The organism is Enterobacter sp. BNK-8 (assembly GCF_048685095.1).
Classification (GTDB): domain Bacteria; phylum Pseudomonadota; class Gammaproteobacteria; order Enterobacterales; family Enterobacteriaceae; genus Enterobacter; species Enterobacter quasiroggenkampii.
The window spans coordinates 4,609,680-4,636,434 of sequence record NZ_JBLQTN010000001.1 but is presented as its reverse complement, the minus strand read 5'-3'; the positions used below and the strand labels follow the sequence as shown (position 1 = coordinate 4,636,434).

Sequence of the window (26,755 nt, the reverse complement as noted above, 5' to 3'; positions counted from 1 at the left end):
GTTTTACAGGCTATCACAACGCCAACCCGCCTCTTCCCACACCAGCGCATGCGTTAACGTTAAGCCGCTTAAAAACGCCTCATCGTGTGATACCACCAGCAGTGCCCCAGGGAAACCGGCCAGCGCCGCTTCAATGGCCTGGACTGAAGCCAGATCCAGATGGTTGGTCGGTTCATCCAGCAGCAGAAGCTGCGTGGCCTCCGCGCGCCACAGCACGCAGGCCAGGGCAGCCTTAAGACGCTCACCGCCGCTGAGCGCCGCCAATGGGAGCATCACTTTGTCAGCTCCCAGTTGAAGCTGCGCCAGACGGGTTCGCAATACCCCCTCTTCCAGAGGGGTATGACTCAAATTGAGATGCGTCATGACCGACTGCGAGAGATCGAGCCGGGAGAGATGCTGGTCGAGATAAGCACAGCTAACGGAGACCTTACAGGTACCCGAACGGGGAGTCATCTCGCCGAGGATAGTTTTTAACAGCGTCGATTTTCCGCAGCCGTTCGGTCCCTTTAACGCCACGCGCATCGGTCCGTCCATACGCCAGGTAAGCGGTGGAACAGGCACATGCGGCAGCACCAGATCCTCCAGCACCAGTACCTGTTTGCCCTCCGGGACCTGACTCCCCGGCAGAGTGAACATCACCGGGTTATCGTCTTCAACCCGCTCACGCGCCTTGTTAACCGCAGCGTTCAGCGCTTCATTTTGCTCGCTGTGCTGTTTTTTCCAGGAGCCGATACGTTCCTTTGCCGCGCCTTTATATTTGACCCGCTCAAACGACGCGATATTCAGGGTATCGACGGTGCGTAACGTCTTTGCCGACCGCCGCTGGCTGTCATCATGCTCTTTTTGCATGCGTGCGCGGGTGCGTTTGCGCTCGGTTGCCGCATGTTCCAGCGCCGCACGGGCCGCCTGCTGTTCGGCATCGCGCTGGGTTTGATAATCCGCATAATTCCCGCCGTAGCTGCGCAGACCCGAGGCGCTCAGCTCAAGGATACGGGGTACCTGAGCCAGTAACTCACGGTCATGGGAGGCCACCAGTACGCCGCCCTGATACCGACTCAACTGGTCGTAGAACCACGCCCGGCCTTGTCGATCCAGATGGTTTGTAGGCTCGTCCAGCAGCATGAAATCCGCTTCAGCCGTAAACGCCCCGCACAGCAGGGCACGAATGCGCTCGCCGCCGCTGAGTTCACCGGCAGGTTTATCCGGATCAAACGGCGGAAGCTTCGCATTGATAAACGCTTCGCTCAGACGTTCGGCTATATCCCAGTAACCGTCGAGCAACGCCAGATCGTCGGGCTGGTAATCGCCGCTGTCGATGCGCTTACGCGCCGCAAAAATCGCGTCATATCCGAGAAGTTCAGCCAGCGTCGTCTGCGAAGAAATGACGTGCTGCTGCGCCACCCAGGCATGCGAGCCAAAGCGTTCGATATGACCGGTAGCCGGTTCGTCCAGCCCCGCCAGCAAGCGCAGCAGACGCGTTTTTCCGCTGCCGTTGCGGCCAACCAGCGCGCACAGGGAAGGTTCCAGCGTGAGATTCAGCGGACCAAAAAGGGTATCGCCCGTCGGAAACTGACAGGTGACCTGATGCAAAATAAAAGAAGGGGACTGCGCAAAATGAGCCATAAGCACTCCTGAATGAAATCAAAACATCCCCTGCCGACGCGGTGGCGTTTAGCAAGGATCGAAATTCATCAGTCGTGTTTGTTCATTTTTGGGGGGTGCTCCAGCGCGAGTAAGTTAACGCGATAAGGATAGCGGTAATGTGTTGACGGTTTCAAGGTTAAATTTTCAGCAACACACTATAAAAAAACCCGCCGAAGCGGGTTTTTAGCATTCGTCACAACGGGCACATTACTGCAGCAGCGAAATATCCGCCACGCGCAGGAACAGCTCACGCAGTTTCTCGAGCATAGAGAGACGGTTAATACGCAGCTCTTTATCTTCTACGTTCACCATCACTTTCTCGAAGAAGGCGTCGATAACGTCACGCAGCTCAGCCAGCTCCACCAGCGCTTCCTGGTAGCGACCTTCCGCGAAGACCGGCTCGAGCTTGTCGCGCAGCACCACAACCTGCATCGCCAGGGCGATCTCTTCCGGTTCTTTCAGCGTCGCGGCGTTCACACGCTCGTTCAGCGTCTCGTCGGATTTCGCCAGAATGTTGGAGACACGCTTGTTGGCCGCCGCCAGAGCAGAGGCCGCTTCCAGCGTACGGAAGTGGGAAACCGCCTTCATACGCGCATCGAAATCAGCCGGACGGGTCGGACGACGCGCCAGCACCGCCTGAATGGTGTCGACGGTGTAACCTTCATCCTGATACCAGGCGCGGAAACGACCGAGCATAAAGTCGATCACGTCATCCACCACGTTCGCGTTGGTCAGCTTGTCGCCGTACAGACGCACCGCTTCTTCGGTCAGGGTCTGCAGATCCAGGTTCAGGTTCTTCTCAACGATGATACGCAGCACGCCGAGCGCAGCACGACGCAGCGCAAACGGGTCTTTGTCGCCTTTCGGATGCTGACCGATACCGAAGATACCCGCCAGGGTGTCCATCTTATCGGCAATCGCCACCGCGCACGCAACCGGGTTAGACGGCAGTTCGTCACCCGCAAAGCGCGGCTGATACTGCTCGTTCAGGGCCACGGCCACGTCTTCCGCTTCGCCATCGTGACGCGCGTAATGCATACCCATCACGCCCTGGGTGTCGGTAAATTCGAACACCATGTTGGTCATCAGGTCGCATTTAGACAGCAGGCCAGCACGCGTTGCGTGATTAACGTCTGCACCGATTTCACGGGCAATCCAGCCGGACAGCTCCGCGATACGGTCGGTCTTGTCGCGCAGCGTACCCAGTTGCTGCTGGAACAACACGGTCTGCAGGCGTGGAAGATGATCTTCTAGACGCTTTTTACGGTCGGTATTGAAGAAGAACTCGGCATCCGCCAGACGCGGACGAACGACCTTCTCGTTACCAGAGATAATCTGGATCGGATCTTTCGATTCGATGTTCGCCACGAAGATGAAGTTTGGCAGCAGTTTGCCGTCGTTGGCATAGACCGGGAAGTACTTCTGGTCACCCTTCATGGTGTAAACCAGCGCTTCAGCCGGAACGGCCAGGAATTTCTCTTCAAACTTCGCGGTCAGCACAACTGGCCATTCCACCAGCGAGGTCACTTCTTCCAGCAGGCTGTCGCTCAGATCGGCTTTACCGCCAATCTTGCGCGCCGCGTCTTCCGCGTCCGCTTTGATTTTGGCTTTACGCTGTTCGTAGTCAGCAATGACCTTGCCGCGCTCCAGCAGGATCTGCGGATACTGGTCGGCATTGTCGATGGTGAACTCTGGCTCGCCCATAAAGCGGTGGCCGCGGATCACGCGATCGGACGCCACGCCCAGAATGGTGGCCGGAATAACGGTGTCGCCCAGCAGCAGGGTCACGGTGTGAACCGGACGCACAAAGTGCACGTCAGACGCGCCCCAGCGCATCAGCTTCGGAATAGGCAGCTTCGCCAGAGACGTGGCAATCATGTCCGGCAGCAGCGCTTCCGCGCTTTCGCCCTTCACGTGCGCACGGTACAGCAGCCACTCGCCTTTATCCGTGGTCAGACGCTCGGCCTGATCGACGGTGATGCCGCAGCCGCGCGCCCAGCCTTCCGCCGCTTTGCTCGGCTTGCCTTCCGCGTCAAAGGCCTGGGCAATCGCCGGACCACGTTTTTCGACTTCGCGATCTGGCTGGGACGCCGCCAGATTTGCCACTTTCAGCGCCAGACGGCGCGGCGCGGCAAACCACTCAATTTTACCGTGTGCCAGGCCAGCGTTATCCAGCTCGGCAGTCACGTTCGCAGCAAAAGATTCAGCCAGGCTGCGCAGGGCTTTTGGTGGCAGCTCTTCGGTGCCGATTTCCACCAGGAAAGTTTTCTCAGACATGGCCGCCTCTTATTTGTTTCGGTTGCACATCGGGAAGCCAAGGGCTTCACGGGACGCGTAGTAAGCTTCTGCAACGGCTTTGGTCAGGGTACGAATACGCAGAATGTAGCGCTGACGTTCAGTCACGGAGATGGCTTTGCGGGCGTCCAGCAGGTTGAAGCTGTGGGCGGCCTTCAGAATACGCTCGTAGGCAGGCAGCGGCAGCGGAGTCTCCAGCGCCAGCAGCTGCTGCGCTTCTTTCTCATACTGCTCGAAGCAGGTGAACAGGAAGTCCACGTCCGCGTATTCGAAGTTATAGGTGGATTGCTCCACTTCGTTCTGATGGAACACGTCGCCGTAGGTGGTTTTACCCAGCGGGCCGTCGCTCCAGACCAGGTCGTAAACGCTGTCTACGCCCTGAATGTACATGGCCAGACGTTCCAGACCGTAGGTGATCTCACCGGTGATCGGCTTACATTCCAGACCGCCCACCTGCTGGAAGTAGGTGAACTGGGTCACTTCCATGCCGTTCAGCCACACTTCCCAACCCAGCCCCCAGGCACCCAGCGTTGGGTTTTCCCAGTTATCTTCCACGAAACGGATGTCGTGGATGGTTGGATCCATACCCAGCTCTTTCAGCGACCCGAGGTACAGTTCCTGAATATTGTCGGGTGATGGCTTAATCACCACCTGGAACTGATAGTAATGCTGCAGACGGTTCGGGTTTTCACCGTAACGACCATCGGTCGGACGACGGGAAGGCTGCACATACGCGGTCGCCATTGGCTCTGGCCCCAACGCGCGCAGGCTGGTCATCGGGTGTGAAGTGCCGGCGCCGACTTCCATGTCCAAAGGTTGAACAATGGTACAGCCCTGACGAGCCCAGTAATCCTGTAAGGTCAGGATCAGGCCCTGGAAGGTCTTGGTATCAAACTTTTGCATAGTATTTCGTGCTGGATACGTGTGGTTTTAAATGGAAGGGACCAGTATACCCGCTGGCTGCAAGATATACAGTACGAAACGGGGTTGTTTAGGGAAAATTGGGAAATAAGCCTTCCGGCCAGAACGCTGACGGCGTCTGGCTGTTGATTATCCGAGCAGGCTAGCGCATGGAGAGGTGTAAAAACTGACCGTCCGCATCAAACGAGCAGACAAAGCCCTCTTTACGCGACGTATGGCCCCGCAGCTCATAGCTGCCCTGAAAACGTTCAAAACCGGTAACGTCAATTTTCTGCACGTCCGAGTTATAGCGGCGAGCGGCCCGATCTTTACAGAGCGCTTCCATATTCAGTGAACGTTCCGGGCTCATTTTACCCTGCTGCGCTTTTTGCACAGGTGCTTCCTGTGGCGCACTGCATCCCGCCAGTATGAACAGCAGAAAGAGTGACGCCACACGCTTCATCATCATTTTTATTACCGCCCTGGTCAGTGGCTGTTATTTTTAGTATCAACGCTTTTATAGATTATGGTCCGGCATTCTGCGAATCTCGTGGCCTCCCGACAAGCCTGCGGAATAAAACTCAGAATTTTCCAAACGAAGACATTTGGACAATGGGAGTCACACTCAATTTACAGGGAATACGAGGAACTGATGCAGTCAAAAATTAACTGGATTGATAACCTGCGAGGAATAGCCTGTCTGATGGTGGTCATGATCCACACGACGACCTGGTACGTCACGAATGCGCACAGCATCAGCCCCGTTAACTGGGATATCGCCAATATTCTCAACTCTGCGTCGCGCGTCAGCGTGCCGCTGTTCTTTATGATTTCCGGCTTTCTCTTTTTTGGCGAGCGCAGCGCGCAGCCAAGGCACTTCATCCGCATCGCAGCCTGCCTGGGGTTCTACAGCGCCGTTGCCTTGCTCTATATCACGCTGTTCACCTCAATAAACGCCGGACTATCGCTAAAATACGTGCTGCAAAAGCCGGTGTTCTACCACCTGTGGTTCTTCTTCGCGATTATCGTGATCTATCTGGTCTCCCCCCTCATTCAGGTGAAAAACGTCAGCGGAAAAATGCTTCTGGCCCTGATGGTGGTGATTGGCATTGTCGCCAACCCAAATACGGTCTCGCAGAAAATCGACGGATTTGAGTGGCTGCCAGTGAACCTCTATATCAACGGCGATACCTTCTATTACGTGCTTTACGGCATGCTGGGGCGCGCCATCGGGATGATGGACACGCAAAAACGTGGTCTGAACTGGCTCTGCGGGGCACTGTTTATCGCTGGCGTGGCGGTGATTTCACGCGGGACGCTGCATGAACTGCAGTGGCGCGGCAATTTTGCCGATACCTGGTACCTGTACTGCGGGCCGATGGTCTTTATCTGTGCCGTATCGCTGTTCATGCTCGTTAAAAATACCCTGAATACGCGTCCCCTTCCTGTACTGAGCGTCATTTCACGACACTCTCTCGGGATTTACGGTTTTCACGCGCTGGTGATCCACGCGCTTCGGACAAGAGGCGTTGAGCTTAAAAGCTGGCCGGTGCTGGATATCGTCTGGATTTTTGCCGCGACCCTGGCGATCAGCCTGCTGCTGTCGATGCTGCTGCAAAAAATCGACACTCGCCGCTTCGTCAGCTAATGCTTCGCTGCCGGGCGCGATGATACTGGCGCGGGGAGGAAAACCCTGCCGCCAGTGAAGCCTGCTCCACGCCGCGCCCCTGCAATAGCCACTGCTCCGCCACCGCCAGACGCAGCTGCTCCAGATAATCGCGAACGTTAATCCCTAAATGTGACTGAAAAAGCCGGGTGAGATGGCGCGGGCTGACGTGCGCCAGCGCGGCGATATCAGGCAAGCTCCACTTTTTTTGTGGCTCGGCGGTGAGCGCATCCTGCGCCCGATGAATCGCCGGATGAAGATGATTGCGGTAGCGCAGCCACGGAGAGAGCTGGGGATCGTCACCGGAACGGCGGAACCAGACCACCATCTCGCGCGCCACGGCCAGCGCCTTTTCGGGACCGCACAGGCGGTTAATCATATGCAGCGCCAGATCGATGCCAGACGTGATCCCCGCGCTGGTCCAGATGTTCTCATCCTGCACAAAGATGCGGTTTTCTTTAATCGTCGCTGTGGGGGCTGCGGTGCGTAAACGACTGATAACGTCATGGTGGGTTGTACACTGCCGGTTGTTCAGCAGGCCCGATTTCGCCGCCAGCAGCGCGCCAGAACAGACGCACATCACCGTGATATCCCGGCGCTGAATAATCGGCTGCAGGCGCATCAGCCAGTGCTGTATCCGTAACGCCTGTGGTGTCGAAAACTGAGCGCGGGAGTCGCTCACGCCGGGTAATACCAGCAGGCTCCCCTCAGGAAGCCTTTCCGGTAGCGGCTGGATGCCGCTCATTGTCAGGCCTATCGACGTCGGAACGTCCGGTTGCGGCCCAATGTAATGCAGACGAAACGCGTCGCCAGCCAGCACAAAGGTCTCTGCCGGGCCCGTCATATCTAATGACAGCACCCCGGGCAACATGACGAACCAGACGTCGATGGGCATTACAGTGACTCCAGCGTCTCCGCTACCGTTTTAATGTCGGCAAAACGCCCGGACAGTACCGTTTCGGTACGGTGGCGAATTTCCGCTGCACTCAGGGTAATGCCCCTGTACGTCATGGGGAACGTCAGCGTGGCCTCGCTAACAAAGGTCACAGCATAACCCAGATCGGATGCCACCCGGGCGGTGGTTTCGCAGCATTGCTCAGTGCGAATGCCGCAGATAATCAACTGGTTGATATCACGTTCACGCAGCCAGCGATCGAGCCCGGTATCCGTAAAGGCATTATGGACGTGTTTCTGGAAAACCACATCCGGCTGATGACGCAAAAAGGCCATCGGTTTGACATAGCCGCTTTCCAGCGTAAATGGGCCGTCTTCATCCACATGGAAAATATCAACGACCGGAATACCGCGCGCCTGGCAGCCTTCAATCAGCCCCAGCATCGCCTGCTGAAAGGCAGGAATGTCGTCCTCCTGCCAGTAATTGCGATGATGGAACGACTGCTGAGTATCAATATTGATGAGTGCAATGCGTGACATGGTGGATCTCCTCGCCAGTGGGTGTGACACCATACTGGCAAGGAAATTAAGGCACGCACAGACCAAAAAAGGACATCCTCGTGCCGCGGTCGGACAAGCGTGTTTACGACATCAGCGGCAGCAGCTGCTGATAGATTTTACGGAATACCGCGCGCCTTTCCGCGTACCGCGCATGGTTTGCCGCGTCAGGGAAATGCGCCTGCTCAAGGGTAAGCTGCGGCAGCAGTTGCGAAAGCGGTTGTTCCGGATGAATGGCTATCTGCGCCAGACGCGCGGCGCCGAGCGCGGGGCCAACATCCCCTCCCGTACGGAAATCCAGCTGCAACCCGCTGATATCCGACAGCATTTGTCGCCAGTAAGGGCTTCGCGCACCGCCGCCAATCAGGGTGACGCTTGCGGGTTTCAGGCCGCAGTCATGGACCACGTCCATCCCGTCGGCCAGCGCATACCCCACCCCTTCCAGAACCGCACGCGCCAGTTCTGCCGGGCCATGCTGATGGGTTAAGCCAAAGAATACCCCTTTCGCTTCCGGGTTGTTGTGCGGCGTACGTTCTCCAGAAAGATACGGTAAAAACCAGACGGCACCCGCAGCGTCATCTGCCTGCTGTGCTGCCGCAATGAGCGCAGGCACGTCGGTCATGCCGGTGAGTTTCGCCGCCCAGTCCAGGCAGGACGCCGCGCTCAGCATCACCGACATCAAATGCCATTTTCCCGGAAGTGCATGACAGAAACTGTGCACCGCGCTTTCGGGATTACTGCGATAGCCGTCGCTGACGGCAAAATAGACGCCAGACGTTCCCAGAGACAGCATCGCCTGCCCTGCCTCAACCATGCCGACGCCCACGGCACCCGCAGCGTTGTCACCGCCCCCGGCAACCGCCGGTACGGCAGGCATATTCCAGCGTTCCGCAACGTCCGGCAGCAATGTGCCTGTTACCTCGCTGCCTTCGAACAGCGCGGGCATATGTTCACGGGTCAGGTGGCAGGCATCCAGCATCGCCTCGCTCCAGTCACGTTTCGCCACGTCGAGCCACATCGTGCCGGCGGCATCGGACATGTCGGAAGCAAAATCGCCCGTCATACGAAAGCGCAGATAGTCTTTCGGTAGCAGGACTTTCGCCACCTGCCGGAAAATCTCCGGCTCGTGTCGCTGCACCCACAGCAGCTTGGGCGCGGTAAAGCCGGGCATCATCAGGTTGCCGGTAATCTCACGAGACGTGGGTACACGCGCCTCAAGAAGCGCGCACTCTTCCGCACAACGGCCGTCATTCCAGAGGATCGCAGGACGCAACACGCGATGTTCGCTGTCCAGCAAGGTTGCACCGTGCATTTGCCCGGCAATCCCCAGCGCTTTCACGTCACGCAGAGAATGCTGTTCACCTAACGCCTTGATTGCACGATCCGTTGCCTGCCACCACTGCTCCGGATCCTGTTCCGACCACAGCGGATGCGGACGTGAAACCTGCAGCTTTTCCGTCTGCGTTGCTAACACCTCGCCCTGTTCGCTTAACAGGATGGCTTTCACACCCGATGTGCCAAGATCGATCCCGATATACATTACGGTGACTCCTTTAACAGAAATGCCCGGTGGCGCTAACGCTTACCGGGCCTACGTGCTGTTATTTATCGAACAGGTAGTGATTGACCAGATTTTCCAGTAACTCCTGGTGCCCACTCTGGTGCTGCGGCGCCAGCTGATGTTGTTCAGCGTACTTCGCGATGTCCGCTAGTGATAACTGACCTTTCAAAATTTGCTGGCCCAGCTCACTGTTCCAGCCGCTGTAACGCTTCGCCACGCGTTTATCGAGCTCGCCGTCTTCAATCATACGTGCCGCCACTTTCAGCGCCAGCGCCATGGTGTCCATCGCACCAATGTGGCCGTAGAACAGATCGTATTTGTCGGTGCTCTGGCGACGCACTTTGGCGTCAAAGTTCAGGCCGCCGGTAGTGAAACCACCCGCTTTGATGATTTCGTACATCACCAGCGCATTCTCTTCCACGCTGTTCGGGAACTGGTCTGTGTCCCAGCCCAGTTGCGCGTCGCCGCGGTTAGCATCGACCGAGCCGAAGATGCCCAGCGCAATCGCAGACGCGATCTCGTGGTGGAAAGAGTGGCCCGCCAGCGTGGCGTGGTTGGCTTCAATGTTCACTTTAATCTCTTTTTCCAGACCGAACTGCTTCAGGAAGCCATACACCGTCGCCACGTCGTAGTCATACTGGTGCTTGGTCGGTTCCTGCGGTTTCGGCTCGATCAGCAGCGTGCCGCGGAAGCCGATTTTGTGCTTATGGTCGACAACCATCTGCATAAAGCGGCCAATCTGCTCGCGCTCCTGACGCAGATCGGTGTTGAGCAGGGTTTCATAGCCTTCACGCCCGCCCCAGAGGACATAGTTTTCGCCGCCCAGCTGATGCGTGGCATTCATTGCCGTCACCACCTGCGTGGCCGCCCAGCTAAACACTTCCGGATCCGGGTTGGTTGCCGCACCCGCGCCGTAGCGTGGGTTTGTGAAGCAGTTTGCCGTGCCCCACAGCAGTTTCACGCCGCTTTGCTGCTGCTTTGCCGCCAGTACATCCACCATCTGCGCAAAGTTGTTCAGATACTCTTTCAGCGATGCGCCTTCCGGCGACACGTCGACGTCATGGAAGCAGTAGTACGGCACGTTCAGCTTGTGGAAGAACTCAAACGCCACATCGGCTTTGCGCTTTGCCAGTTCGATGGCCTCACCCGGTTGCTGCCATGGGCGGTCAAAGGAGCCCACGCCGAACATATCGGCGCCGTTCCAGCAGAAGGTATGCCAGTAACAGGCGGCAAAGCGCAGATGATCTTCCATGCGCTTACCCAGCACCAGCTCATCCGGGTTGTAGTGACGAAATGCTAAAGGATTGGTCGTTTTCGGGCCTTCGTAACGAACACGATCGAGTTGGTCGAAATAAGCTTGCATATTGAGCTCCATAATCAGGGTATGCGGCGAGTCGTTGATACAGGAGTAATAGTGAATAGACATTTTGGGTTGCTCAATTACGTTATTTCACACTGCTATTGAGAGAATGCACAACTGTGCGCTGGCTCGCAAAATAATGCGCAGACAAACTATTTTTCGGCGCGGATTCCAGAATCAAATGTAATTAAGACGTTACGTATTTTAAAATCCGATCGCGGTCATAAATTCAGAAATAAACCAAATATCGTAATGAGAAGATAAAAATCTGTAATTGCCAGCCCGCCTTTCCGCGTTAAAAATTTGCTGCGTCTCAGCAGTGAATGTTTCTTTTATCTCAGCAACACATACCCCTACAAAAAGGCCTAATAATTATGAAGATAAAGAACCTGACCCTAACGCTCTGCACTACGCTCCTGCTTGCCAGTTTTGCCGGTCATGCCAAAGAGGTCAAAATTGGCATGGCGATTGACGACCTGCGTCTGGAGCGCTGGCAAAAAGATCGCGATATCTTTGTAAAAAAAGCGGAATCCCTCGGCGCAAACGTGTTTGTTCAGTCGGCTAACGGCAACGAAGAAACGCAAATGTCGCAGATCGAGAATATGATTAACCGCGGCGTCGATGTGCTGGTCATTATCCCCTATAACGGCCAGGTATTAAGTAACGTGGTAAAAGAAGCCAAACAAGAAGGCATAAAAGTGCTGGCTTATGACCGCATGATTAATAATGCGGACATTGATTATTATATTTCGTTCGATAATGAAAAAGTCGGCGAATTACAGGCACAAAGCCTGATCGACAAAGTGCCTCAGGGCAATTATTTCCTGATGGGCGGCTCTCCGGTGGATAACAACGCCAAGCTGTTCCGCGAAGGGCAAATGAAGGTCCTTAAACCGTACATCGACAACGGGAAAATTAAAGTGGTTGGCGATCAATGGGCCGACGGCTGGCTGCCAGAAAACGCGCTGAAGATTATGGAAAATGCGCTGACGGCCAACAACAACAAAATTGATGCGGTTGTGGCCTCCAACGATGCCACCGCAGGCGGTGCGATTCAGGCATTAAGCGCCCAGGGGCTGGCGGGTAAAGTCGCCATTTCTGGACAGGATGCCGATCTGGCTGGCGTAAAACGCATTATCGCAGGCACCCAAACCATGACGGTCTACAAACCGATTACCGAGCTTGCCAATACGGCGGCGGAAATCGCCGTGGAACTGGGCAATGGCAAGCAACCTAAAGCAGACGCAACGCTGAATAACGGGCTGAAAGACGTTCCGGCTCGCCTGCTCACCCCTATTGAAGTCAATAAAGAGAACATTGACGCCACCGTCATTAAAGACGGCTTCCATAAGAAGAGCGAACTGTAATCCGGCGCGGCCCCTGCTTTGCAGGGGCGCATCACGTTGTACTGTTCTTCCCTCGGTTTATGTGGAGCAGTTATGCCTTATTTACTTGAAATGAAAAGCATCACCAAGCGCTTCGGCACGGTGAAAGCCGTCGATAACGTCAGTCTCCGGTTGAATCCCGGCGAAGTCGTTTCGCTGTGTGGCGAGAACGGCTCAGGCAAGTCAACGTTGATGAAAGTGTTGTGCGGGATCTACCCGTATGGCAGTTACGAAGGCGAAATCGTTTTTGCTGGCGAAGTTATCCAGGCGACTCACATTCGTGATACCGAACGTAAAGGCATCGCCATCATCCACCAGGAACTGGCGCTGGTGAAGCATCTCACCGTGCTGGAGAACATTTTCCTTGGGGCCGAAATTTCCCGCCACGGCGTGCTGGATTACGACACCATGACGCTACGTTGTGAAAAGCTGCTCGCGCAGGTGAGTCTCAGCATTTCACCGGATACCCGCGTGGGCGACCTGGGACTGGGGCAACAGCAGCTGGTTGAAATCGCTAAAGCGCTCAATAAACAGGTCAGGCTGCTGATCCTTGATGAGCCCACGGCCTCGCTCACCGAACAGGAAACTGCGGTACTGCTCGATATCATTCGCGATCTGCAAAATCACGGCATCGCCTGCATCTACATTTCGCACAAACTGAACGAGGTTAAAGCCATTTCGGACACCATCTGCGTGATCCGCGACGGGCAGCACATCGGCACGCGTGAAGCCGCGGGCATGAGTGAGGATGACATCATCACCATGATGGTAGGACGCGAGCTGACGGCGCTCTACCCGAATGAGCCTCACACCAAAGGTGATGAAGTGTTGCGCGTGGAAAATCTGACCGCGTGGCACCCCGTTAACAGCCACATCAAGCGTGTGAATAACGTCTCGTTTTCTCTGCACAGCGGCGAAATCCTCGGTATCGCCGGGTTAGTCGGCGCCGGGCGCACGGAGGCCGTACAGTGTCTGTTTGGCGTGTGGCCAGGGCGCTGGGAGGGCACGATTTATATCGACGGCCAGCCGGTGAAAATCGACAACTGCCAGCAGGCGATCGCCCGCGGCATTGCCATGGTGCCGGAAGACCGCAAAAAAGACGGCATCGTGCCGGTTATGGCGGTGGGGAAAAACATTACGCTGGCGGCGCTCGATCGCTTCTCCGGCGCGCTGAGCAGCCTGGACGATGCCGCCGAGCAGCAGTGCATCCTTCAGTCACTCGCCCGATTGAAGGTCAAAACCTCCTCACCGGAACTGGCCATTGGCCGCCTGAGCGGCGGCAACCAGCAGAAGGCGATTCTGGCGCGCTGCCTGCTTCTCAATCCACGCATATTAATCCTTGATGAGCCGACGCGCGGAATTGATATCGGTGCCAAATATGAAATCTACAAACTGATTAATCAGCTTGTACAGCAAGGGATTGCCGTCATTGTCATTTCGTCTGAGTTACCCGAAGTGCTCGGCCTGAGCGACCGTGTGCTGGTCATGCACGAGGGAAAACTGAAAGCCAACCTGATTAACCAGAACCTGACGCAGGAGCAGGTGATGGAAGCCGCTTTAAGGAGCGAACGTCATGTCGAAAAGCAACCCGTCTGATATCAAAGTCGCCGTTCCGACGCCCGGTGCGTTCGCAGGGCTAAAAACGCTGAACCTGCAGGTTTTCGTGATGATCGCGGCGATTATCGTCATCATGCTCTTCTTTACCTGGATGACCGATGGTTCGTACCTCAGCGCGCGTAACGTCTCTAACCTGCTCCGCCAGACAGCTATCACCGGCATTCTGGCCGTCGGCATGGTGTTCGTGATTATCTCCGCGGAAATCGATCTGTCGGTCGGTTCAATGATGGGGCTCCTCGGCGGTGTGGCGGCGATTTTTGACGTCTGGCTCGGCTGGCCGCTGCCGCTGACCGTGGCGGTCACGCTGGTATTGGGGCTGGTACTGGGGGCCTGGAACGGCTGGTGGGTAGCCTACCGTAAAGTGCCGTCGTTCATTGTCACCCTGGCGGGGATGCTGGCCTTCCGTGGGATCTTAATCGGCATTACTAACGGCACCACCGTCTCCCCGACCAGTGCGGCCATGTCGCAGATTGGTCAGAGCTACCTCCCGGATGGCGTGGGCTTTACCATCGGCGTGGCGGGGCTGCTGGCATTTGTCGCGTGGCAGTGGCGTGGACGCATGCGTCGTCAGGCGCTGGGGCTGGCGTCGCCAGCATCCACGTCGGTGGTGGGACGTCAGACGCTCACTGCCGTCATTGTGCTTGGCGCCATCTGGCTTTTAAACGACTATCGCGGTGTTCCGACCCCCGTGCTGCTGCTGACGCTTTTGCTGCTGGGCGGCATGTTTATGGCCACGCGCACCGCGTTTGGCCGCCGTATTTATGCCATCGGCGGCAACCTTGAGGCTGCCCGCCTCTCGGGCATTAACGTTGAACGCACCAAACTCGCGGTCTTCGCCATTAACGGCCTGATGGTCGCCATCGCCGGGTTGATCCTCAGCTCGCGTCTGGGGGCGGGTTCACCCTCCGCCGGTAACATCGCCGAGCTGGATGCTATCGCCGCCTGCGTTATTGGCGGCACCAGCCTCGCAGGGGGTATCGGCAGCGTCGCGGGCGCGGTCATGGGGGCATTTATCATGGCGTCGTTGGATAACGGGATGAGTATGATGGACGTCCCGACGTTTTGGCAGTATATCGTCAAGGGGGCCATTCTTTTACTGGCAGTCTGGATGGACTCGGCCACCAAGCGACGGGCCTGATAACGGTATTGTGACTTAATTGGGAAGTGAGCCATGTTTGAAAAGCGTCACCGCATTACGTTGTTATTCAATGCCAACAAAGCCTACGACCGTCAGGTGGTAGAAGGCGTGGGTGAATATTTGCAGGCGTCGCAATCCGAGTGGGATATCTTTATTGAGGAAGATTTTCGCACCCGTCTGGAGAACATCAAAGACTGGCTGGGCGATGGCGTTATCGCCGACTATGACGACCCCGTCATTGAGCAACTGCTGACCGACGTCGACGTTCCAATCGTGGGCGTCGGCGGCTCCTACCATTCGCCCGAACACTATCCGCCGGTTCACTATATCGCCACCGACAACCATGCCCTGGTCGAGGCCGCGTTTCTCCATTTAAAAGAGAAAGGCGTCCATCGCTTCGCGTTTTATGGTTTACCCGCCACCAGTGGCAAGCGCTGGGCCGTAGAGCGTGAGCACGCGTTTTGCCAGTTGGTCGCACAGGAGAAGTATCGCGGCGTGGTCTATCAGGGGCTGGAAACCGCCCCGGAAAACTGGCAGCACGCGCAGAACCGTCTCGCTGACTGGCTGCAAACGCTGCCGCCGCAAACCGGCATTATTGCCGTGACGGACGCCCGCGCGCGGCACGTGCTGCAGGTCTGCGAACACTTACACATTCCGGTGCCCGAAAAACTGTGCGTGATTGGCATCGATAACGAAGAGCTTACCCGCTACCTGTCCCGCGTGGCGCTCTCTTCCGTGGCTCAGGGCACGCGTCAAATGGGCTATCAGGCGGCGAAGCTGCTGCACCGTCTGCTGGATAAAGAATCTCTGCCGCTTCAGCGCCTGCTGGTGCCTCCTGTTCGCGTCGTAGAACGTCGCTCAACCGATTATCGCTCCTTAAGCGACCCGGCCGTTATTCAGGCCATGCACTATATTCGCAACCACGCCTGCAAAGGGATTAAAGTCGATCAGGTACTGGATTCGGTGGGCATTTCGCGTTCGAATCTGGAGAAGCGTTTTAAAGAAGAGGTGGGCGAAACCATTCATGCCGTTATCCATGCTGAAAAGCTGGAGAAAGCACGCAGCCTGCTCATCTCCACGTCGCTGTCGATCAACGAAATCTCGCAGATGTGCGGTTACCCGTCGCTGCAATATTTTTATTCGGTGTTTCGCAAAGAGTATGACACCACGCCGAAAGAGTACCGGGATCGCCATAGCGAGGTGCTGATCTAGAAAAGAAAACGCCTTCCAGTGGAAGGCGTTTTTTTGAGATTACATATGAGCGGCGATTAAGCGCTGGTTATCCTGGTACATAGCGAACAGATAGTTGTTATAGCTCTGTCCCTTCGTCGAATACCCTTTCAGCTTGTGGATCATCGTACTGGCCGTCACTTCCTGGTCCGCTTTACGCAGCTGAGCGCGTGATTTACGGAACGATGAGTAGGCCGGGTGCGTGTTCAGATTCACCACATAGGCGTTCACGGAATCCTTCACGGATTCAAACTGCGAATAGCCTTTCACCTTGCCGGGCGCATTCGTACAACGGCCTTTCACGCATTTCATGCCGAAAAGGTTGTTGTTGTTACGCGCAAGCTTAGACGTTCCCCAACCGCTTTCGGCTGCAGCCATGGTCGCAACCATGCTGCCCGGAATGATATCCACACGCTCAAGAAGAGCATTCCACGGAACACGACGCGTGTTACCGTTCCAGCTCAGCTTGTAGCGCTTCGTGATATCTTTCAGACGCGCGCGCTCTGACGGCGACCAGCGGCTATCGTACTGTTTGGAAATCAGCCAGTTACGATCCGCGGTAATCGCGGCATTTTGACTCGTGATGTAAGGCATTACCGTCCGGAGAAACGCTTTTTTCCTTGGTGTTCCGGAAGGGTATTTTCGCAAATCAGGAAGTGAACTACTCTTTGCACTATTGCGAGAATACTCTTGTTTACTGCTAACCTTACTACTTGTCGTCTTTATTACGTGGGCTTTCTTACTCGTTGTATCCGTGTGCGTCTTCGCAAGCACCTCACCCGAAAATGCCGTGGTGAGTAACATGAGTATCGCAGCCCCATATCGTCGAATGGGAGTCGATATCATTAGGTCTCCTGGTCGGATGTAATCATCCTAACACCTTATTTTTTTCACAAATTTGAGAGCGGAATCTCAAATCATATCAAAAATAGACTTCAAGAGCACGTATAGAAATAGTCCAATTCCGAAACTATGTCACCTGAAACTTGCTCATAAAAACATCATTTCCGGAAAAATGTGTGCGTTATCGCAGATAACTGCCTAATTTTGCGCAAGATCACTCATCCTCTCGCATCCTCCTGGCAGAAAGCGACAGGGGATGAGTTTTTCCCGCCCGCCTGCTGGCACACTGGTCAAAAAATCCGCGACAGGAACCAGGAATGAAACGCACCGCAATAGCCTTTCTGATGTTACCCGCACTGGCACATGCCGACTGGTCATCGCCGGGGTTTGGCGCATTTCGCGCCGAGGGCACCGGGATTTTCACCAGCCAGGCAAAGCTTGCGAAGGGTACGCGTCCTCTTACGCTGAGTTTTGACAAGACGTGCTGGCAGCCCACAGGCGCGATAAAACTCAATGAGATGCTGTCGCTCAAGCCCTGTGACGGCGCTCCGCCGCAGTGGCGCCTTTTCCGCGACGGTGAATACCAGATGCGGATTGATACCCGATCCGGCACGCCCACCCTGCTGCTGGCGGTTCAGAGCGCGACAGAACAGCCGGTGGCCAACGTTATCCGCCAGTGTCCGAAGTGGGACGGTAAGCCGCTGACGCTGGACGTCAGCCATACCTTCCCGGAAGGCTCCGTCGTGCGCGACTACTACAGTAAACAGACGGCGACCGTACAAGATGGGAAAATCACCCTGCAGCCAGCCGCCAACAGTAACGGCCTGCTGCTGCTTGAGCGCGCCGAAACCGACAAGCCGGCACCGTTTAGCTGGCAAAACGCCACTGTCTATTTTGTACTGACCGACCGCTTTGTGAATGGCGACCCGAGCAACGACAACAGCTATGGCCGCCATAAAGACGGCATGCAGGAGATTGGCACGTTCCACGGTGGCGATCTGAAGGGGCTGACCAGCAAGCTCGATTACCTGCAGCAGCTGGGAGTGAATGCGCTCTGGATAAGCTCCCCGCTTGAGCAGATCCACGGCTGGGTAGGCGGCGGAACCAAAGGTGATTTCCCGCATTATGCCTACCACGGCTACTACACCCAGGACTGGACAACGCTCGATGCCAACGTGGGCACCGAGGATGACCTGCGTCAGCTTGTTGATGAGGCGCATAAGCGCGGCATTCGCATCCTGTTTGATATCGTCATGAACCACGTTGGCTATGCCACGCTGGCAGACATGCAGGAATTTCAGTTTGGTGCCCTGTACCTGCAGGGTGACGAGCTGAAAAAGACGCTGGGAGAACGCTGGACGGACTGGACGCCTGGCGCAGGCCAGACCTGGCATAGCTTCAACGACTACATCAACTTCAGCGACAAGGCCGCATGGGAAAAATGGTGGGGCAAGAAATGGATCCGTACCGACATCGGTGATTACGATAATCCCGGCTTCGACGATTTAACGATGTCGCTGGCGTTCCTGCCCGACCTGAAAACGGAATCCACCGTCCCTTCCGGATTACCCAATTTCTATCAACACAAGCCCGATACCCACGCGAAAGCGATTCCGGGCTATACCCCGCGCGACTACCTGACCCACTGGCTCAGCCAGTGGGTACGTGACTACGGCATCGACGGTTTCCGGGTGGATACCGCGAAACACGTTGAGCTTGCGGCCTGGCAACAGCTGAAAGACCAGGCAAGCCAGGCGCTGGCCGCCTGGAAAGGTGCTCACCCGGATAAAAAGCTCGACAACGCACCGTTCTGGATGACCGGGGAATCCTGGGGCCACGGCGTCATGCAGAGCGATTATTACCGCCACGGTTTTGACGCGATGATTAACTTTGATTATCAGGAGCAGGCGGCAAAAGCGGTGGATTGTCTGGCCGATATGGATCTCACCTGGCAGCAGATGGCGGAGAAACTGCAAAGCTTCAACGTGCTGAGCTACCTCTCATCCCATGATACGCGCCTGTTCCGCGAAGGGGGTCAGCGCGCGGCGGAGCTGCTTCTGCTGGCACCGGGCAGCGTGCAAATCTATTACGGGGATGAGTCCGAGCGTCCATTCGGGCCGACAGGCTCCGACCCGCTGCAGGGCACCCGCTCGGATATGAACTGGCAGGACGTCACGGGCAAGCAGGCCTTAACCGTCGCCCACTGGCAAACGCTGGGTCAGTTCCGCGCCCGTCACCCGGCGATTGGTGAAGGCAAACAAACCACGCTGTCGCTAAAAGAGGGGTATGGCTTCGTGCGCGAGCACAAGGGCGATAAGGTGATGGTGGTATGGGCGGGTAATCAATAGCCCCCTCACCCTAACCCTCTCCCCAGAGGGGAGAGGGGATTGCACGGTGCAGTCTTTCACCCTCGCCCCTTTGGGGAGAGGGCCGGGGTGAGGGGAATTCCACCAGAACTATTCACTACAAAAACACACTTCCACCCTATAAAACAACAAATCCGACCACACCACCCGATTTGCACCAACACGGTGCTAGCGTTATGGTTACCCACTTTCAAAATAAGCTCGACAGATCACCTGCTATGACGTTTTCACTTTTCGGCGACAAATTTACCCGCCATTCAGGCATTACTCGCCTGATGGAGGACCTCAACGACGGGCTGCGCACACCGGGCGCAATCATGCTCGGCGGCGGAAACCCGGCTCAAATCCCGGAGATGAATACCTATTTCCAGACCCTGCTCGCTCAGATGCTGGAAAGCGGCAAAGCAACCGATGCGCTTTGCAATTACGACGGCCCGCAGGGTAAAACCGCACTGCTGGCACTCCTCGCCGAAATGCTGCGTGACGAGCTGGGCTGGGATATCGAACCACAGAATATTGCACTGACAAACGGCAGCCAGAGCGCGTTTTTCTACTTGTTTAACCTGTTCGCAGGACGTCGCGCCGACGGCACCACCAAAAAAGTGCTGTTCCCGCTGGCACCGGAGTATATCGGCTACGCTGATTCCGGCCTGGAAGAGGATCTGTTCGTCTCCGCGCGCCCAAACATTGAGCTGCTGCCGGAAGGCCAGTTCAAATATCACGTCGATTTTGAACACCTGCATATTGGCGAAGAGACGGGCATGATCTGCGTATCGCGCCCGACTAACCCAACGGGCAACGTGATCACCGATGACGAACTGATGAAGCTGGATGCGCTGGCAAATCAGCACGGCATCCCGCTGGTGATCGATAACGCCTACGGCGTACCGTTCCCGGGCATTATCTTCAGCGAAGCACGTCCGCTGTGGAACCCGAACATTGTCCTGTGCATGAGCCTCTCTAAGCTGGGTCTGCCAGGCAGCCGCTGCGGCATCATCATCGCTAATGAGAAAATCATCACCGCCATCACCAATATGAACGGCATTATCAGCCTTTCTCCGGGCGGCATTGGCCCGGCGATGATGTGCGAAATGATCAAACGCAAGGACCTGCTGCGTCTGTCGAATGACGTGATCAAGCCTTTCTACTACCAGCGCGTTCAGGAGACGATCGCGACACTTCGTCGCTACTTGCCGGAAGAACGTTGTCTTATCCACAAACCGGAAGGGGCAATTTTCCTGTGGCTGTGGTTTAAGGATTTACCTATCACCACCGAACTGCTTTACCAGCGCCTGAAAAAGCGCGGCGTACTGATGGTGCCGGGCGATTATTTCTTCCCAGGTCTGGATAAGCCGTGGCCGCATACCCATCAGTGCATGCGCATGAACTACGTCCCCGATCCGGAAAAAATCGAAGCGGGTGTTAAAATTCTCGCCGAAGAGATCGAAAAAGCCTGGCGCGAAGGCAATTGTTAAATAATAAGGCTCTTCAAATGAAGAGCCTTATTTTTCCGTGATCTTAATCTTATATTAAGGATATATCCTGTAGCGTTTTATTTATCATCCCCCTTGAGTTTCCTTAGGAATATTCCTTTAATTTACGCTCACTAACTTTCCCCTCAATAATTAAGCATCGATTAAAGATCTTAACTTATTGTTATTTTGAAATAACCCTCCGCAACGCAGGGAAATACCTTCCAGAGTCACTTTCATGCATATTTAAAAATAGGGCATATACTCACTAATACGCCGCTCGGCGTTCTTTTGCGTGGAGTATTCATATGCTACCTAATAATGTTAGTCGCATCAGCGCTATCGCTGTTGCGGTACTGCTCGCGTTCTCTCTTTCTGCCTGCAGTGGAAGCGGTGGCGGCTCTCATCACTCAACGGCCAAAAATAACCCTGCGACGGGAAGCAGCAGCGGCTCAGGTGATGGAAGTGGCACGACCGCGAACAATGGCGGTTCGGGCAGCAACGGCTCGGGTACCGGGACGGGTTCAGGTACCGGGACAGGCGCTGGTGGCGGAACGGGTTCTGGTTCAGGATCGGGCTCAGGCTCAGGAGGCAATGGCAGCGGAGGAACCGGAACAGGCAATACGGGCGGTGGCGGAACCACTACCGCAGGCGTAAATACGATACTGGGTGATGCCGGTAAAACCGTAACCAGCGTCGGATCGACGGTGGATGGCCTTGGAAGCCAGCTTCCGACAAATAATCCCGTCACATCAACCGTTTCAACCACCGTCAGCGGTGTTGGCAGTGCCGTGTCCACCGTGGGGACAGGCGTCACGACTGGCGTTGGCGATCCAAACAACCCGAACGGTGTGGGTACCACAGTTAAAGGCGTGACCACGTCGGTCACCTCCCTTGGCAATACCGTTTCAACGGTAGGTACGGGCCTGGCGAGTTCCACTTCCGGAACACCGGTCAGCGGCGTAACCGGCCTGACGGGCAGCGTGGTCAACAGCACCGGGCAACTGGTCAGTAACACCGGCACGGGTCTCACCAACACGGTAAGCAGCCCAGCGGTCACTCAGGTAACAACCGATACCACGGCCCTGGCTAACAAGACGCTGGGCGGGGTACAAGGCGTGACGCAAAGCGTGGGCACCACAACGGGTCTCGGCACACCTGTCAACGGTCTGCTGACCCAGGTGGGTGGCACCGTCAGCGGCGTGGGGACCAACATTAGCAGCAGCAATAGCGGGCTTAGCGGTGTCGGTCAGGTCGTTCAAAATGTAGGCCAGACGGTCACGGATAGCGGTACGCTAGTGAAACCCACATCAACCACCGGAGGCAGCGGCACAGGATCTCTGACGGCCGATGCCAATGTGACAGCCACAAACAATAGCCTGAGCACTACGGTCAATACCACCCTCAATACGCTGACTGCGGGTGTAACGGCCAATGCAGGCACAACCCAAAACACTTCTACGACAAACCCGATTAACGGACTCAACACGTTAACCACCGGTCTGCTGACGCCAAAACAGTAACCTGCTTATTGTCATTCTGCGCCCCTGGTTCAGGGGCGCTTTATACAGCGACACTCCCCCTAACCGGGAATGATGAACAGGGATAGCGCGATGAAACACCACTTCCTTTTTTCGCTGACGGGGCTGGTTGTGCTGAGCATGGCCCGCGCCGATACACTGCCCTCTATTATTAACCCTGATAACCCGGCGCAAGTTTCTCGTAACGTTGCCCCCGAACAGACGGAGGCCGTCCCGCAGCCGAAAGTCAAAATAGAAAAACCTCAGTCAACGCTGACGCCTGAAACGCCCATTACCATTAATCACATTCAGTTTATTGGCGGCACGCGTTATCCCTTGCAGGAATTACTTCAGCCCTTCAGGCCTTACGCCGGAAAAACCGTGCCGCTAAAAACGCTCACCGGGTTGGTAAACGATATTACGGCGTGCTATAAGGCCGACGGTTTTCCGCTCTCCTATGCCTGGCTGCCCGATAATAATTTCCAGCAGGGAAATATTAAAATTGTTCTGGTTGAAGGCTATGTCGCTCACAGCGACATCACCAGTAATAACCCGCACATCGCCGAACGTCTTAAACGTTTGTCCGAAAAAATCATGGCGGAAAAACCGCTGTCTCAGGATACGTTCGATCGCTACAGCCAGCTGATGACGCGCACCCCGAACGTTCCGGTCACGGCTAACGCACAGTTGCCAACCAATATCTATGGCGCGGCGGCAATGCAAATAACCGGCAACCAGGAGCGGAGCTGGAATATCGCCTCGACGATCGATACCCGTAAAGGGCAAGATTTAATGATGCTGAACGGCACGCTCAGCAACATGACAAGTTATGGCGATCAGCTTGGCGTGGCCACGCTTGTGCCGTTAGATAGCAACACGCGAAAAAACTATGTTGGGCTCAACTGGCAGCAGTTTTTAAACGATGAAGGGCTGACGATGCAGCTCAAAGGCAGCTATTACCGCGAAGATCCGCGAGATTTTTCGCCCCTGCTCTCTTTGCCGAATAATATCAGCGTCGATTCGAAGCAAAAAACAACGCAATACAACGGTGGCGTGACGTTTGGCTATCCCCTGCTGCTGACGCAAAAATCACAAATTAATCTGACCGGCGGTTTTGATTACACCGACCGCCAGGATGATTATGCTCTTCAGGCCAGACTGCAGGGCAAAACCTATCGTCTGGACTCCGTCAACCAACACGCGCGTTATCCGGCGCTGGAAGTGGGCGTTAATGGTGCGCATCAGTTCACAACCGCCAGCATCAGCGGCCGTCTCAACGTACGTCAGGGTATGGATGCGATGGGTGCCGATATCGTCTCGGCCCCCAGACCCGATATGAATTTTACGCTCACGAAAAGCTATCTGGACGCAGCCTGGCTGTTTGCCGACAAGTGGCGGCTTTCAACATCCTGGGAGGGAGACTGGTCAAATAACACGTTGCCAGAACCCGAACGCGTTAGCTTCGGTGCCCAGCGGTTTGGCCGTGGATACCAGGACAGTGAAGCAAGCGGTGATTACGGCTATGGCGGGCAGGTAGAACTGCGCTATATCCAGATGCGAAAAGAGAGTACCTGGCTTGCCACAATCCAGCCCTACATCCTGGCCGATACCGCGCAAACCTGGTTTAACACCTCCGGCTTGCCTCATCAGCGGCTCGGGTCAGTGGCGGCCGGCGTGATGGTAGGCGATACCCGCCACTATAGCGTCACGGTTGAGGCGGCAAGACCCGTAGGGGATGTTCCGACAGACAGTCGCAACAGAGACTGGCGCTACAGTCTGACGTTTACGTGGAATTTCAATAAAATGCAGTAAGCCTTTCAGCCCGAATACTGACAGGATCAACGCAGTGCAGCGCGTGGGTTGGACAGGCCTCCACGCAGGCCGGTCCGCCTTCGCGATGACGGCACAAATCACATTTCAGCGCTTGTGCCCTGTTTCCCACCAGCCGTACCTGCATCGCCCCAAACGGACAGGCGACCATACAGCTCTTGCAGCCAACACAGCGCGTCTGCTCAACAAGCCAGGCGCCCGCCGTACGGCTGATGGCATGGGTTGGGCAGACGTTGGCACAGGGGGCGTCCTCGCACTGATGGCACCCCACCGCCGTTGTGCAGGCGTCCCCTTTCACCACCCGAAGGCGGGAGGTAAAAGCCTGCGCGGTGAAATCGTCCTGATGCGCGACCGCACAGGCCACTTCACAGGTGCGGCACCCGATGCATTTTTCCGCATCCGCCATGATAAATCGGTTCATCTGTTACGCCTCGCGTACGTTAAAACCCAGCTCTTTTGAGATAGCCTCTGCCGTTTCGCGCAGCGGTTTGAGCAGGTTCTTCTCGCCCACCTGCTTCATGCGCGACGTCGATAGCGAGATAGAGATCGCATACGGGACGCGGCCGTGAATATCAAACACCGGCACGGCAATACAGGAGACGCCCAGCTCGTTCTCTTCTTTGTCCATCGCCATGCTGCGATCGCGAATTTCCGCCAGTTCATCATACATGGCGCTCAGTTCAGTGATGGTGTTGCGCGTCAAAGGTTGGATCTGTTCCTGGTGGCTTTCCCAGTAGCTCGCCACGTAATCCTGATGGCCAAACGCCATGTAGATCTTGCCCATCGCGGAGCAGTAGAGCGGCATATGCTGGCCGATATAGGCGCGCGTGCGCAGCATACCGGTTGTCGGTTCGAGCTTATAAATCAGGATTGCGTGGTCATCTTCCCGGCTGGAGAAGTTCACCGTCTCGCCGGTCGCAATGTTCAGCGCTTCGAGGTGCGGAGCGGCCACGTGAATGATATTCAGCGACGACAGCGCCTTTTGCCCGACGGCGATAAATTTGGTGGTCAGGCGATAGCTTCCCGCGGCGGGTGCCGGGGTCACGTACCCGCACGACTGTAGCCCCTGCAGCAAGCGGTGCACGGTGCTCTTGTTCAGCCCCGCCAGTTCCGATAAATGCGCAAGCGGACACCCGTTCGGATAGTTGCTGAGGATCTCAATCAGCATCAGGCCACGAAACAAGCTCTGGCTGCCTGCTGGCCTCTCTTTTTCTTGCGTCATTTCGCTCTCTTTCATGCTCATTACATGGCTCCTTTTCATCGCGACCTGATGGTAGCGCAAAGTGTGGGTCAGTTCACGATCTCAACAGAAAAAACACAACCAGTTGATTTTAATCGATTTTGAAAAACATGAATGTCGTTGATCTGACAAAATTTGATCGCTATATTTGAAATCAGATTTCGCATAGTGGAATTTAGCGATAAAAAAGCACTCACACTTGCCCTTAAAAGAACAGGAGAACAGGGATGAAAGTGACCTTCGAAGAGTTGAAAGCGGCGTTCAATCGGGTTCTGCTCGATCGCGGCATAAAAGCGGAAACCGCAGACGCTTGCGCCGAGATGTTTGCCCGCACCACGGAATCCGGCGTCTATTCGCATGGTGTGAACCGCTTCCCGCGCTTTATTCAGCAGCTTGATGCAGGGGATATCATTCCTGACGCCCAGCCCAAACGGGTGATGACATTAGGCGCCATCGAACAGTGGGATGCGCAGCGCTCCATTGGCAACCTGACGGCGAAGAAGATGATGGATCGCGCCACCGAGCTGGCGTCCGATCACGGCATTGGTCTGGTGGCACTGCGTAACGCGAACCACTGGATGCGCGGCGGCAGCTACGGCTGGCAGGCGGCGGAGAAGGGCTATATCGGCATTTGCTGGACCAACTCGATTGCCGTGATGCCCGCGTGGGGATCAAAAGAATGCTGCATCGGCACGAACCCGCTGATCGTTGCCATTCCGTCGAACCCTATCACCATGGTCGACATGTCGATGTCGATGTTCTCCTACGGCATGCTGGAGGTGAACCGCCTGGCCGGGCGCGCGTTGCCGGTCGATGGCGGCTTTGACGACGAGGGCAATCTCACCCGAGAGCCGGGCGTGATCGAGAAAAACCGCCGTATTCTGCCCATGGGCTACTGGAAAGGATCCGGCTTATCCATCGTCCTCGATATGATCGCCACCCTGCTCTCAAACGGATCTTCCGTCGCGGAAGTGACCCAGGACAACAGCGACGAGTACGGCGTATCGCAGATCTTCATCGCCATTGAGGTGGATCGTCTGATCGATGGCCCAACCCGCGATGCCAAACTGCAGCGCATTATGGACTTCATCACCACCGCCGAACGCGCGGATGAGAATGTCGCCATCCGCCTGCCGGGGCATGAATTTACCCGTTTACTTGAAGAGAACCGCTGCAACGGCATCACGGTTGACGACAGCGTGTGGGCGAAAATCCAGTCTCTGTAAGGAGTGGGCC

21 protein-coding genes are annotated in these 26,755 nt (G+C 55.9%); 10 read left to right on the top strand and 11 right to left on the bottom strand.

Annotated elements, in window-relative coordinates; translation table 11 throughout:
* Nucleotides 1-3: 3 nt before the first annotated feature.
* From ACMGGU_RS22370 to ACMGGU_RS22355, 4 genes are all read right to left on the bottom strand, one after another.
* Complete coding sequence (locus ACMGGU_RS22370) at nt 4-1,623, bottom strand: ABC-F family ATP-binding cassette domain-containing protein (protein WP_334755368.1); 1,620 nt, start codon at nt 1,621-1,623, stop codon at nt 4-6.
* A 228-nt stretch (nt 1,624-1,851) separates the two neighbouring features.
* On the bottom strand, nt 1,852-3,921 hold the full coding sequence (glyS, locus tag ACMGGU_RS22365; RefSeq protein ID WP_045907867.1) for a glycine--tRNA ligase subunit beta: 2,070 nt from the start codon (nt 3,919-3,921) through the stop codon (nt 1,852-1,854).
* 9 nt (nt 3,922-3,930) lie between these two features.
* A complete protein-coding gene (gene glyQ, locus ACMGGU_RS22360) occupies nt 3,931-4,842 on the bottom strand; it encodes a glycine--tRNA ligase subunit alpha (protein ID WP_003860141.1) in 912 nt (303 codons plus the stop codon).
* Nucleotides 4,843-5,002: 160 nt separating this feature from the next.
* On the bottom strand, nt 5,003-5,308 hold the full coding sequence (locus tag ACMGGU_RS22355) for a YsaB family lipoprotein (RefSeq protein ID WP_045907868.1): 306 nt from the start codon (nt 5,306-5,308) through the stop codon (nt 5,003-5,005).
* 183 nt (nt 5,309-5,491) lie between these two features.
* On the opposite strand from ACMGGU_RS22355, the gene ACMGGU_RS22350 reads away from it, so the two are divergent.
* Nucleotides 5,492-6,487, top strand: coding sequence for an acyltransferase (locus tag ACMGGU_RS22350; protein WP_420300940.1), 996 nt, complete (start codon nt 5,492-5,494; stop codon nt 6,485-6,487).
* Here the strand turns inward: ACMGGU_RS22350 and ACMGGU_RS22345 are convergent.
* The 4 genes from ACMGGU_RS22345 to xylA form a co-directional block, all read right to left on the bottom strand.
* The gene (locus tag ACMGGU_RS22345; protein ID WP_420300939.1) at nt 6,480-7,400 is read right to left on the bottom strand and encodes a GlxA family transcriptional regulator; all 921 of its coding nucleotides are present in this window, start codon (nt 7,398-7,400) and stop codon (nt 6,480-6,482) included. The genes ACMGGU_RS22350 and ACMGGU_RS22345 overlap by 8 nt on opposite strands.
* On the bottom strand, nt 7,400-7,939 hold the full coding sequence (locus ACMGGU_RS22340; protein ID WP_196352836.1) for an isochorismatase family protein: 540 nt from the start codon (nt 7,937-7,939) through the stop codon (nt 7,400-7,402). Before ACMGGU_RS22340 ends, ACMGGU_RS22345 begins: the two co-directional genes overlap by 1 nt.
* A gap of 103 nt (nt 7,940-8,042) precedes the next feature.
* On the bottom strand, nt 8,043-9,497 hold the full coding sequence (xylB, locus tag ACMGGU_RS22335) for a xylulokinase (RefSeq protein WP_420300938.1): 1,455 nt from the start codon (nt 9,495-9,497) through the stop codon (nt 8,043-8,045).
* A gap of 61 nt (nt 9,498-9,558) precedes the next feature.
* Nucleotides 9,559-10,881: a xylose isomerase gene (xylA, locus tag ACMGGU_RS22330; protein ID WP_086374966.1), complete on the bottom strand. Its 1,323-nt coding sequence runs from the start codon at nt 10,879-10,881 to the stop codon at nt 9,559-9,561.
* 371 nt (nt 10,882-11,252) lie between these two features.
* Between xylA and xylF the strand changes: the two genes are divergently transcribed.
* From xylF to xylR, 4 genes are all read left to right on the top strand, one after another.
* On the top strand, nt 11,253-12,245 hold the full coding sequence (gene xylF / locus ACMGGU_RS22325) for a D-xylose ABC transporter substrate-binding protein (RefSeq protein ID WP_008502746.1): 993 nt from the start codon (nt 11,253-11,255) through the stop codon (nt 12,243-12,245).
* A gap of 72 nt (nt 12,246-12,317) precedes the next feature.
* The gene (locus ACMGGU_RS22320; protein ID WP_420300937.1) at nt 12,318-13,859 is read left to right on the top strand and encodes a xylose ABC transporter ATP-binding protein; all 1,542 of its coding nucleotides are present in this window, start codon (nt 12,318-12,320) and stop codon (nt 13,857-13,859) included.
* Complete coding sequence (xylH, locus tag ACMGGU_RS22315) at nt 13,837-15,018, top strand: xylose ABC transporter permease XylH (RefSeq protein ID WP_420300936.1); 1,182 nt, start codon at nt 13,837-13,839, stop codon at nt 15,016-15,018. Before ACMGGU_RS22320 ends, xylH begins: the two co-directional genes overlap by 23 nt.
* A gap of 33 nt (nt 15,019-15,051) precedes the next feature.
* Nucleotides 15,052-16,230 carry a D-xylose utilization transcriptional activator XylR gene (gene xylR, locus ACMGGU_RS22310; RefSeq protein ID WP_021242460.1) on the top strand — a complete coding sequence of 393 codons (1,179 nt, stop codon included), beginning with the start codon at nt 15,052-15,054 and terminating at the stop codon, nt 16,228-16,230.
* A 39-nt stretch (nt 16,231-16,269) separates the two neighbouring features.
* On the opposite strand, the gene ACMGGU_RS22305 is transcribed toward xylR, so the two are convergent.
* Nucleotides 16,270-17,094 carry a protein bax gene (locus ACMGGU_RS22305; protein WP_048028064.1) on the bottom strand — a complete coding sequence of 275 codons (825 nt, stop codon included), beginning with the start codon at nt 17,092-17,094 and terminating at the stop codon, nt 16,270-16,272.
* Nucleotides 17,095-17,408: 314 nt separating this feature from the next.
* Between ACMGGU_RS22305 and ACMGGU_RS22300 the strand changes: the two genes are divergently transcribed.
* From ACMGGU_RS22300 to ACMGGU_RS22285, 4 genes are all read left to right on the top strand, one after another.
* Nucleotides 17,409-19,439 carry an alpha-amylase gene (locus ACMGGU_RS22300; RefSeq protein WP_420300935.1) on the top strand — a complete coding sequence of 677 codons (2,031 nt, stop codon included), beginning with the start codon at nt 17,409-17,411 and terminating at the stop codon, nt 19,437-19,439.
* A 236-nt stretch (nt 19,440-19,675) separates the two neighbouring features.
* Nucleotides 19,676-20,932 (top strand): valine--pyruvate transaminase, encoded by a 1,257-nt coding sequence (gene avtA, locus ACMGGU_RS22295; RefSeq protein ID WP_420300934.1) that lies wholly within the window; start codon nt 19,676-19,678, stop codon nt 20,930-20,932.
* A gap of 305 nt (nt 20,933-21,237) precedes the next feature.
* Nucleotides 21,238-22,452 (top strand): collagen-like triple helix repeat-containing protein, encoded by a 1,215-nt coding sequence (locus ACMGGU_RS22290; protein ID WP_420300933.1) that lies wholly within the window; start codon nt 21,238-21,240, stop codon nt 22,450-22,452.
* Between the two features lie 90 nt (nt 22,453-22,542).
* Nucleotides 22,543-24,261: a ShlB/FhaC/HecB family hemolysin secretion/activation protein gene (locus ACMGGU_RS22285; RefSeq protein ID WP_420300932.1), complete on the top strand. Its 1,719-nt coding sequence runs from the start codon at nt 22,543-22,545 to the stop codon at nt 24,259-24,261.
* On the opposite strand, the gene ACMGGU_RS22280 is transcribed toward ACMGGU_RS22285, so the two are convergent.
* Together ACMGGU_RS22280 and yiaJ are read right to left on the bottom strand one after the other, a co-directional pair.
* On the bottom strand, nt 24,245-24,700 hold the full coding sequence (locus tag ACMGGU_RS22280) for a 4Fe-4S dicluster domain-containing protein (protein WP_420300931.1): 456 nt from the start codon (nt 24,698-24,700) through the stop codon (nt 24,245-24,247). The two genes, ACMGGU_RS22285 and ACMGGU_RS22280, sit on opposite strands and share 17 nt — an antisense overlap.
* A 3-nt stretch (nt 24,701-24,703) precedes the next feature.
* Nucleotides 24,704-25,522 carry an IclR family transcriptional regulator YiaJ gene (gene yiaJ, locus ACMGGU_RS22275; RefSeq protein ID WP_021242452.1) on the bottom strand — a complete coding sequence of 273 codons (819 nt, stop codon included), beginning with the start codon at nt 25,520-25,522 and terminating at the stop codon, nt 24,704-24,706.
* A 224-nt stretch (nt 25,523-25,746) separates the two neighbouring features.
* Between yiaJ and yiaK the strand changes: the two genes are divergently transcribed.
* Nucleotides 25,747-26,745, top strand: coding sequence for a 3-dehydro-L-gulonate 2-dehydrogenase (yiaK, locus tag ACMGGU_RS22270; RefSeq protein WP_262766184.1), 999 nt, complete (start codon nt 25,747-25,749; stop codon nt 26,743-26,745).
* Nucleotides 26,746-26,755: the final 10 nt, after the last annotated feature.

What these genes read in the sequence shown, in the direction of transcription:
- ACMGGU_RS22320 (WP_420300937.1), top strand. Translation starts at nt 12,318, where the DNA reads ATGCCTTATTTACTTGAAATGAAAAGCATCACCAAGCGCTTCGGCACG.
- ACMGGU_RS22290 (WP_420300933.1), top strand. Translation starts at nt 21,238, where the DNA reads ATGCTACCTAATAATGTTAGTCGCATCAGCGCTATCGCTGTTGCGGTA.
- ACMGGU_RS22345 (WP_420300939.1), bottom strand. Translation starts at nt 7,400, where the DNA reads ATGCCCATCGACGTCTGGTTCGTCATGTTGCCCGGGGTGCTGTCATTA.
- ACMGGU_RS22280 (WP_420300931.1), bottom strand. Translation starts at nt 24,700, where the DNA reads ATGAACCGATTTATCATGGCGGATGCGGAAAAATGCATCGGGTGCCGC.
- ACMGGU_RS22350 (WP_420300940.1), top strand. Translation starts at nt 5,492, where the DNA reads ATGCAGTCAAAAATTAACTGGATTGATAACCTGCGAGGAATAGCCTGT.
- xylH (WP_420300936.1), top strand. Translation starts at nt 13,837, where the DNA reads ATGTCGAAAAGCAACCCGTCTGATATCAAAGTCGCCGTTCCGACGCCC.
- ACMGGU_RS22370 (WP_334755368.1), bottom strand. Translation starts at nt 1,623, where the DNA reads ATGGCTCATTTTGCGCAGTCCCCTTCTTTTATTTTGCATCAGGTCACC.
- ACMGGU_RS22285 (WP_420300932.1), top strand. Translation starts at nt 22,543, where the DNA reads ATGAAACACCACTTCCTTTTTTCGCTGACGGGGCTGGTTGTGCTGAGC.
- xylB (WP_420300938.1), bottom strand. Translation starts at nt 9,497, where the DNA reads ATGTATATCGGGATCGATCTTGGCACATCGGGTGTGAAAGCCATCCTG.
- ACMGGU_RS22355 (WP_045907868.1), bottom strand. Translation starts at nt 5,308, where the DNA reads ATGATGATGAAGCGTGTGGCGTCACTCTTTCTGCTGTTCATACTGGCG.
- xylA (WP_086374966.1), bottom strand. Translation starts at nt 10,881, where the DNA reads ATGCAAGCTTATTTCGACCAACTCGATCGTGTTCGTTACGAAGGCCCG.
- ACMGGU_RS22305 (WP_048028064.1), bottom strand. Translation starts at nt 17,094, where the DNA reads ATGATATCGACTCCCATTCGACGATATGGGGCTGCGATACTCATGTTA.
- ACMGGU_RS22340 (WP_196352836.1), bottom strand. Translation starts at nt 7,939, where the DNA reads ATGTCACGCATTGCACTCATCAATATTGATACTCAGCAGTCGTTCCAT.
- yiaJ (WP_021242452.1), bottom strand. Translation starts at nt 25,522, where the DNA reads ATGAGCATGAAAGAGAGCGAAATGACGCAAGAAAAAGAGAGGCCAGCA.
- avtA (WP_420300934.1), top strand. Translation starts at nt 19,676, where the DNA reads ATGACGTTTTCACTTTTCGGCGACAAATTTACCCGCCATTCAGGCATT.
- ACMGGU_RS22300 (WP_420300935.1), top strand. Translation starts at nt 17,409, where the DNA reads ATGAAACGCACCGCAATAGCCTTTCTGATGTTACCCGCACTGGCACAT.
- xylF (WP_008502746.1), top strand. Translation starts at nt 11,253, where the DNA reads ATGAAGATAAAGAACCTGACCCTAACGCTCTGCACTACGCTCCTGCTT.
- glyS (WP_045907867.1), bottom strand. Translation starts at nt 3,921, where the DNA reads ATGTCTGAGAAAACTTTCCTGGTGGAAATCGGCACCGAAGAGCTGCCA.
- xylR (WP_021242460.1), top strand. Translation starts at nt 15,052, where the DNA reads ATGTTTGAAAAGCGTCACCGCATTACGTTGTTATTCAATGCCAACAAA.
- glyQ (WP_003860141.1), bottom strand. Translation starts at nt 4,842, where the DNA reads ATGCAAAAGTTTGATACCAAGACCTTCCAGGGCCTGATCCTGACCTTA.
- yiaK (WP_262766184.1), top strand. Translation starts at nt 25,747, where the DNA reads ATGAAAGTGACCTTCGAAGAGTTGAAAGCGGCGTTCAATCGGGTTCTG.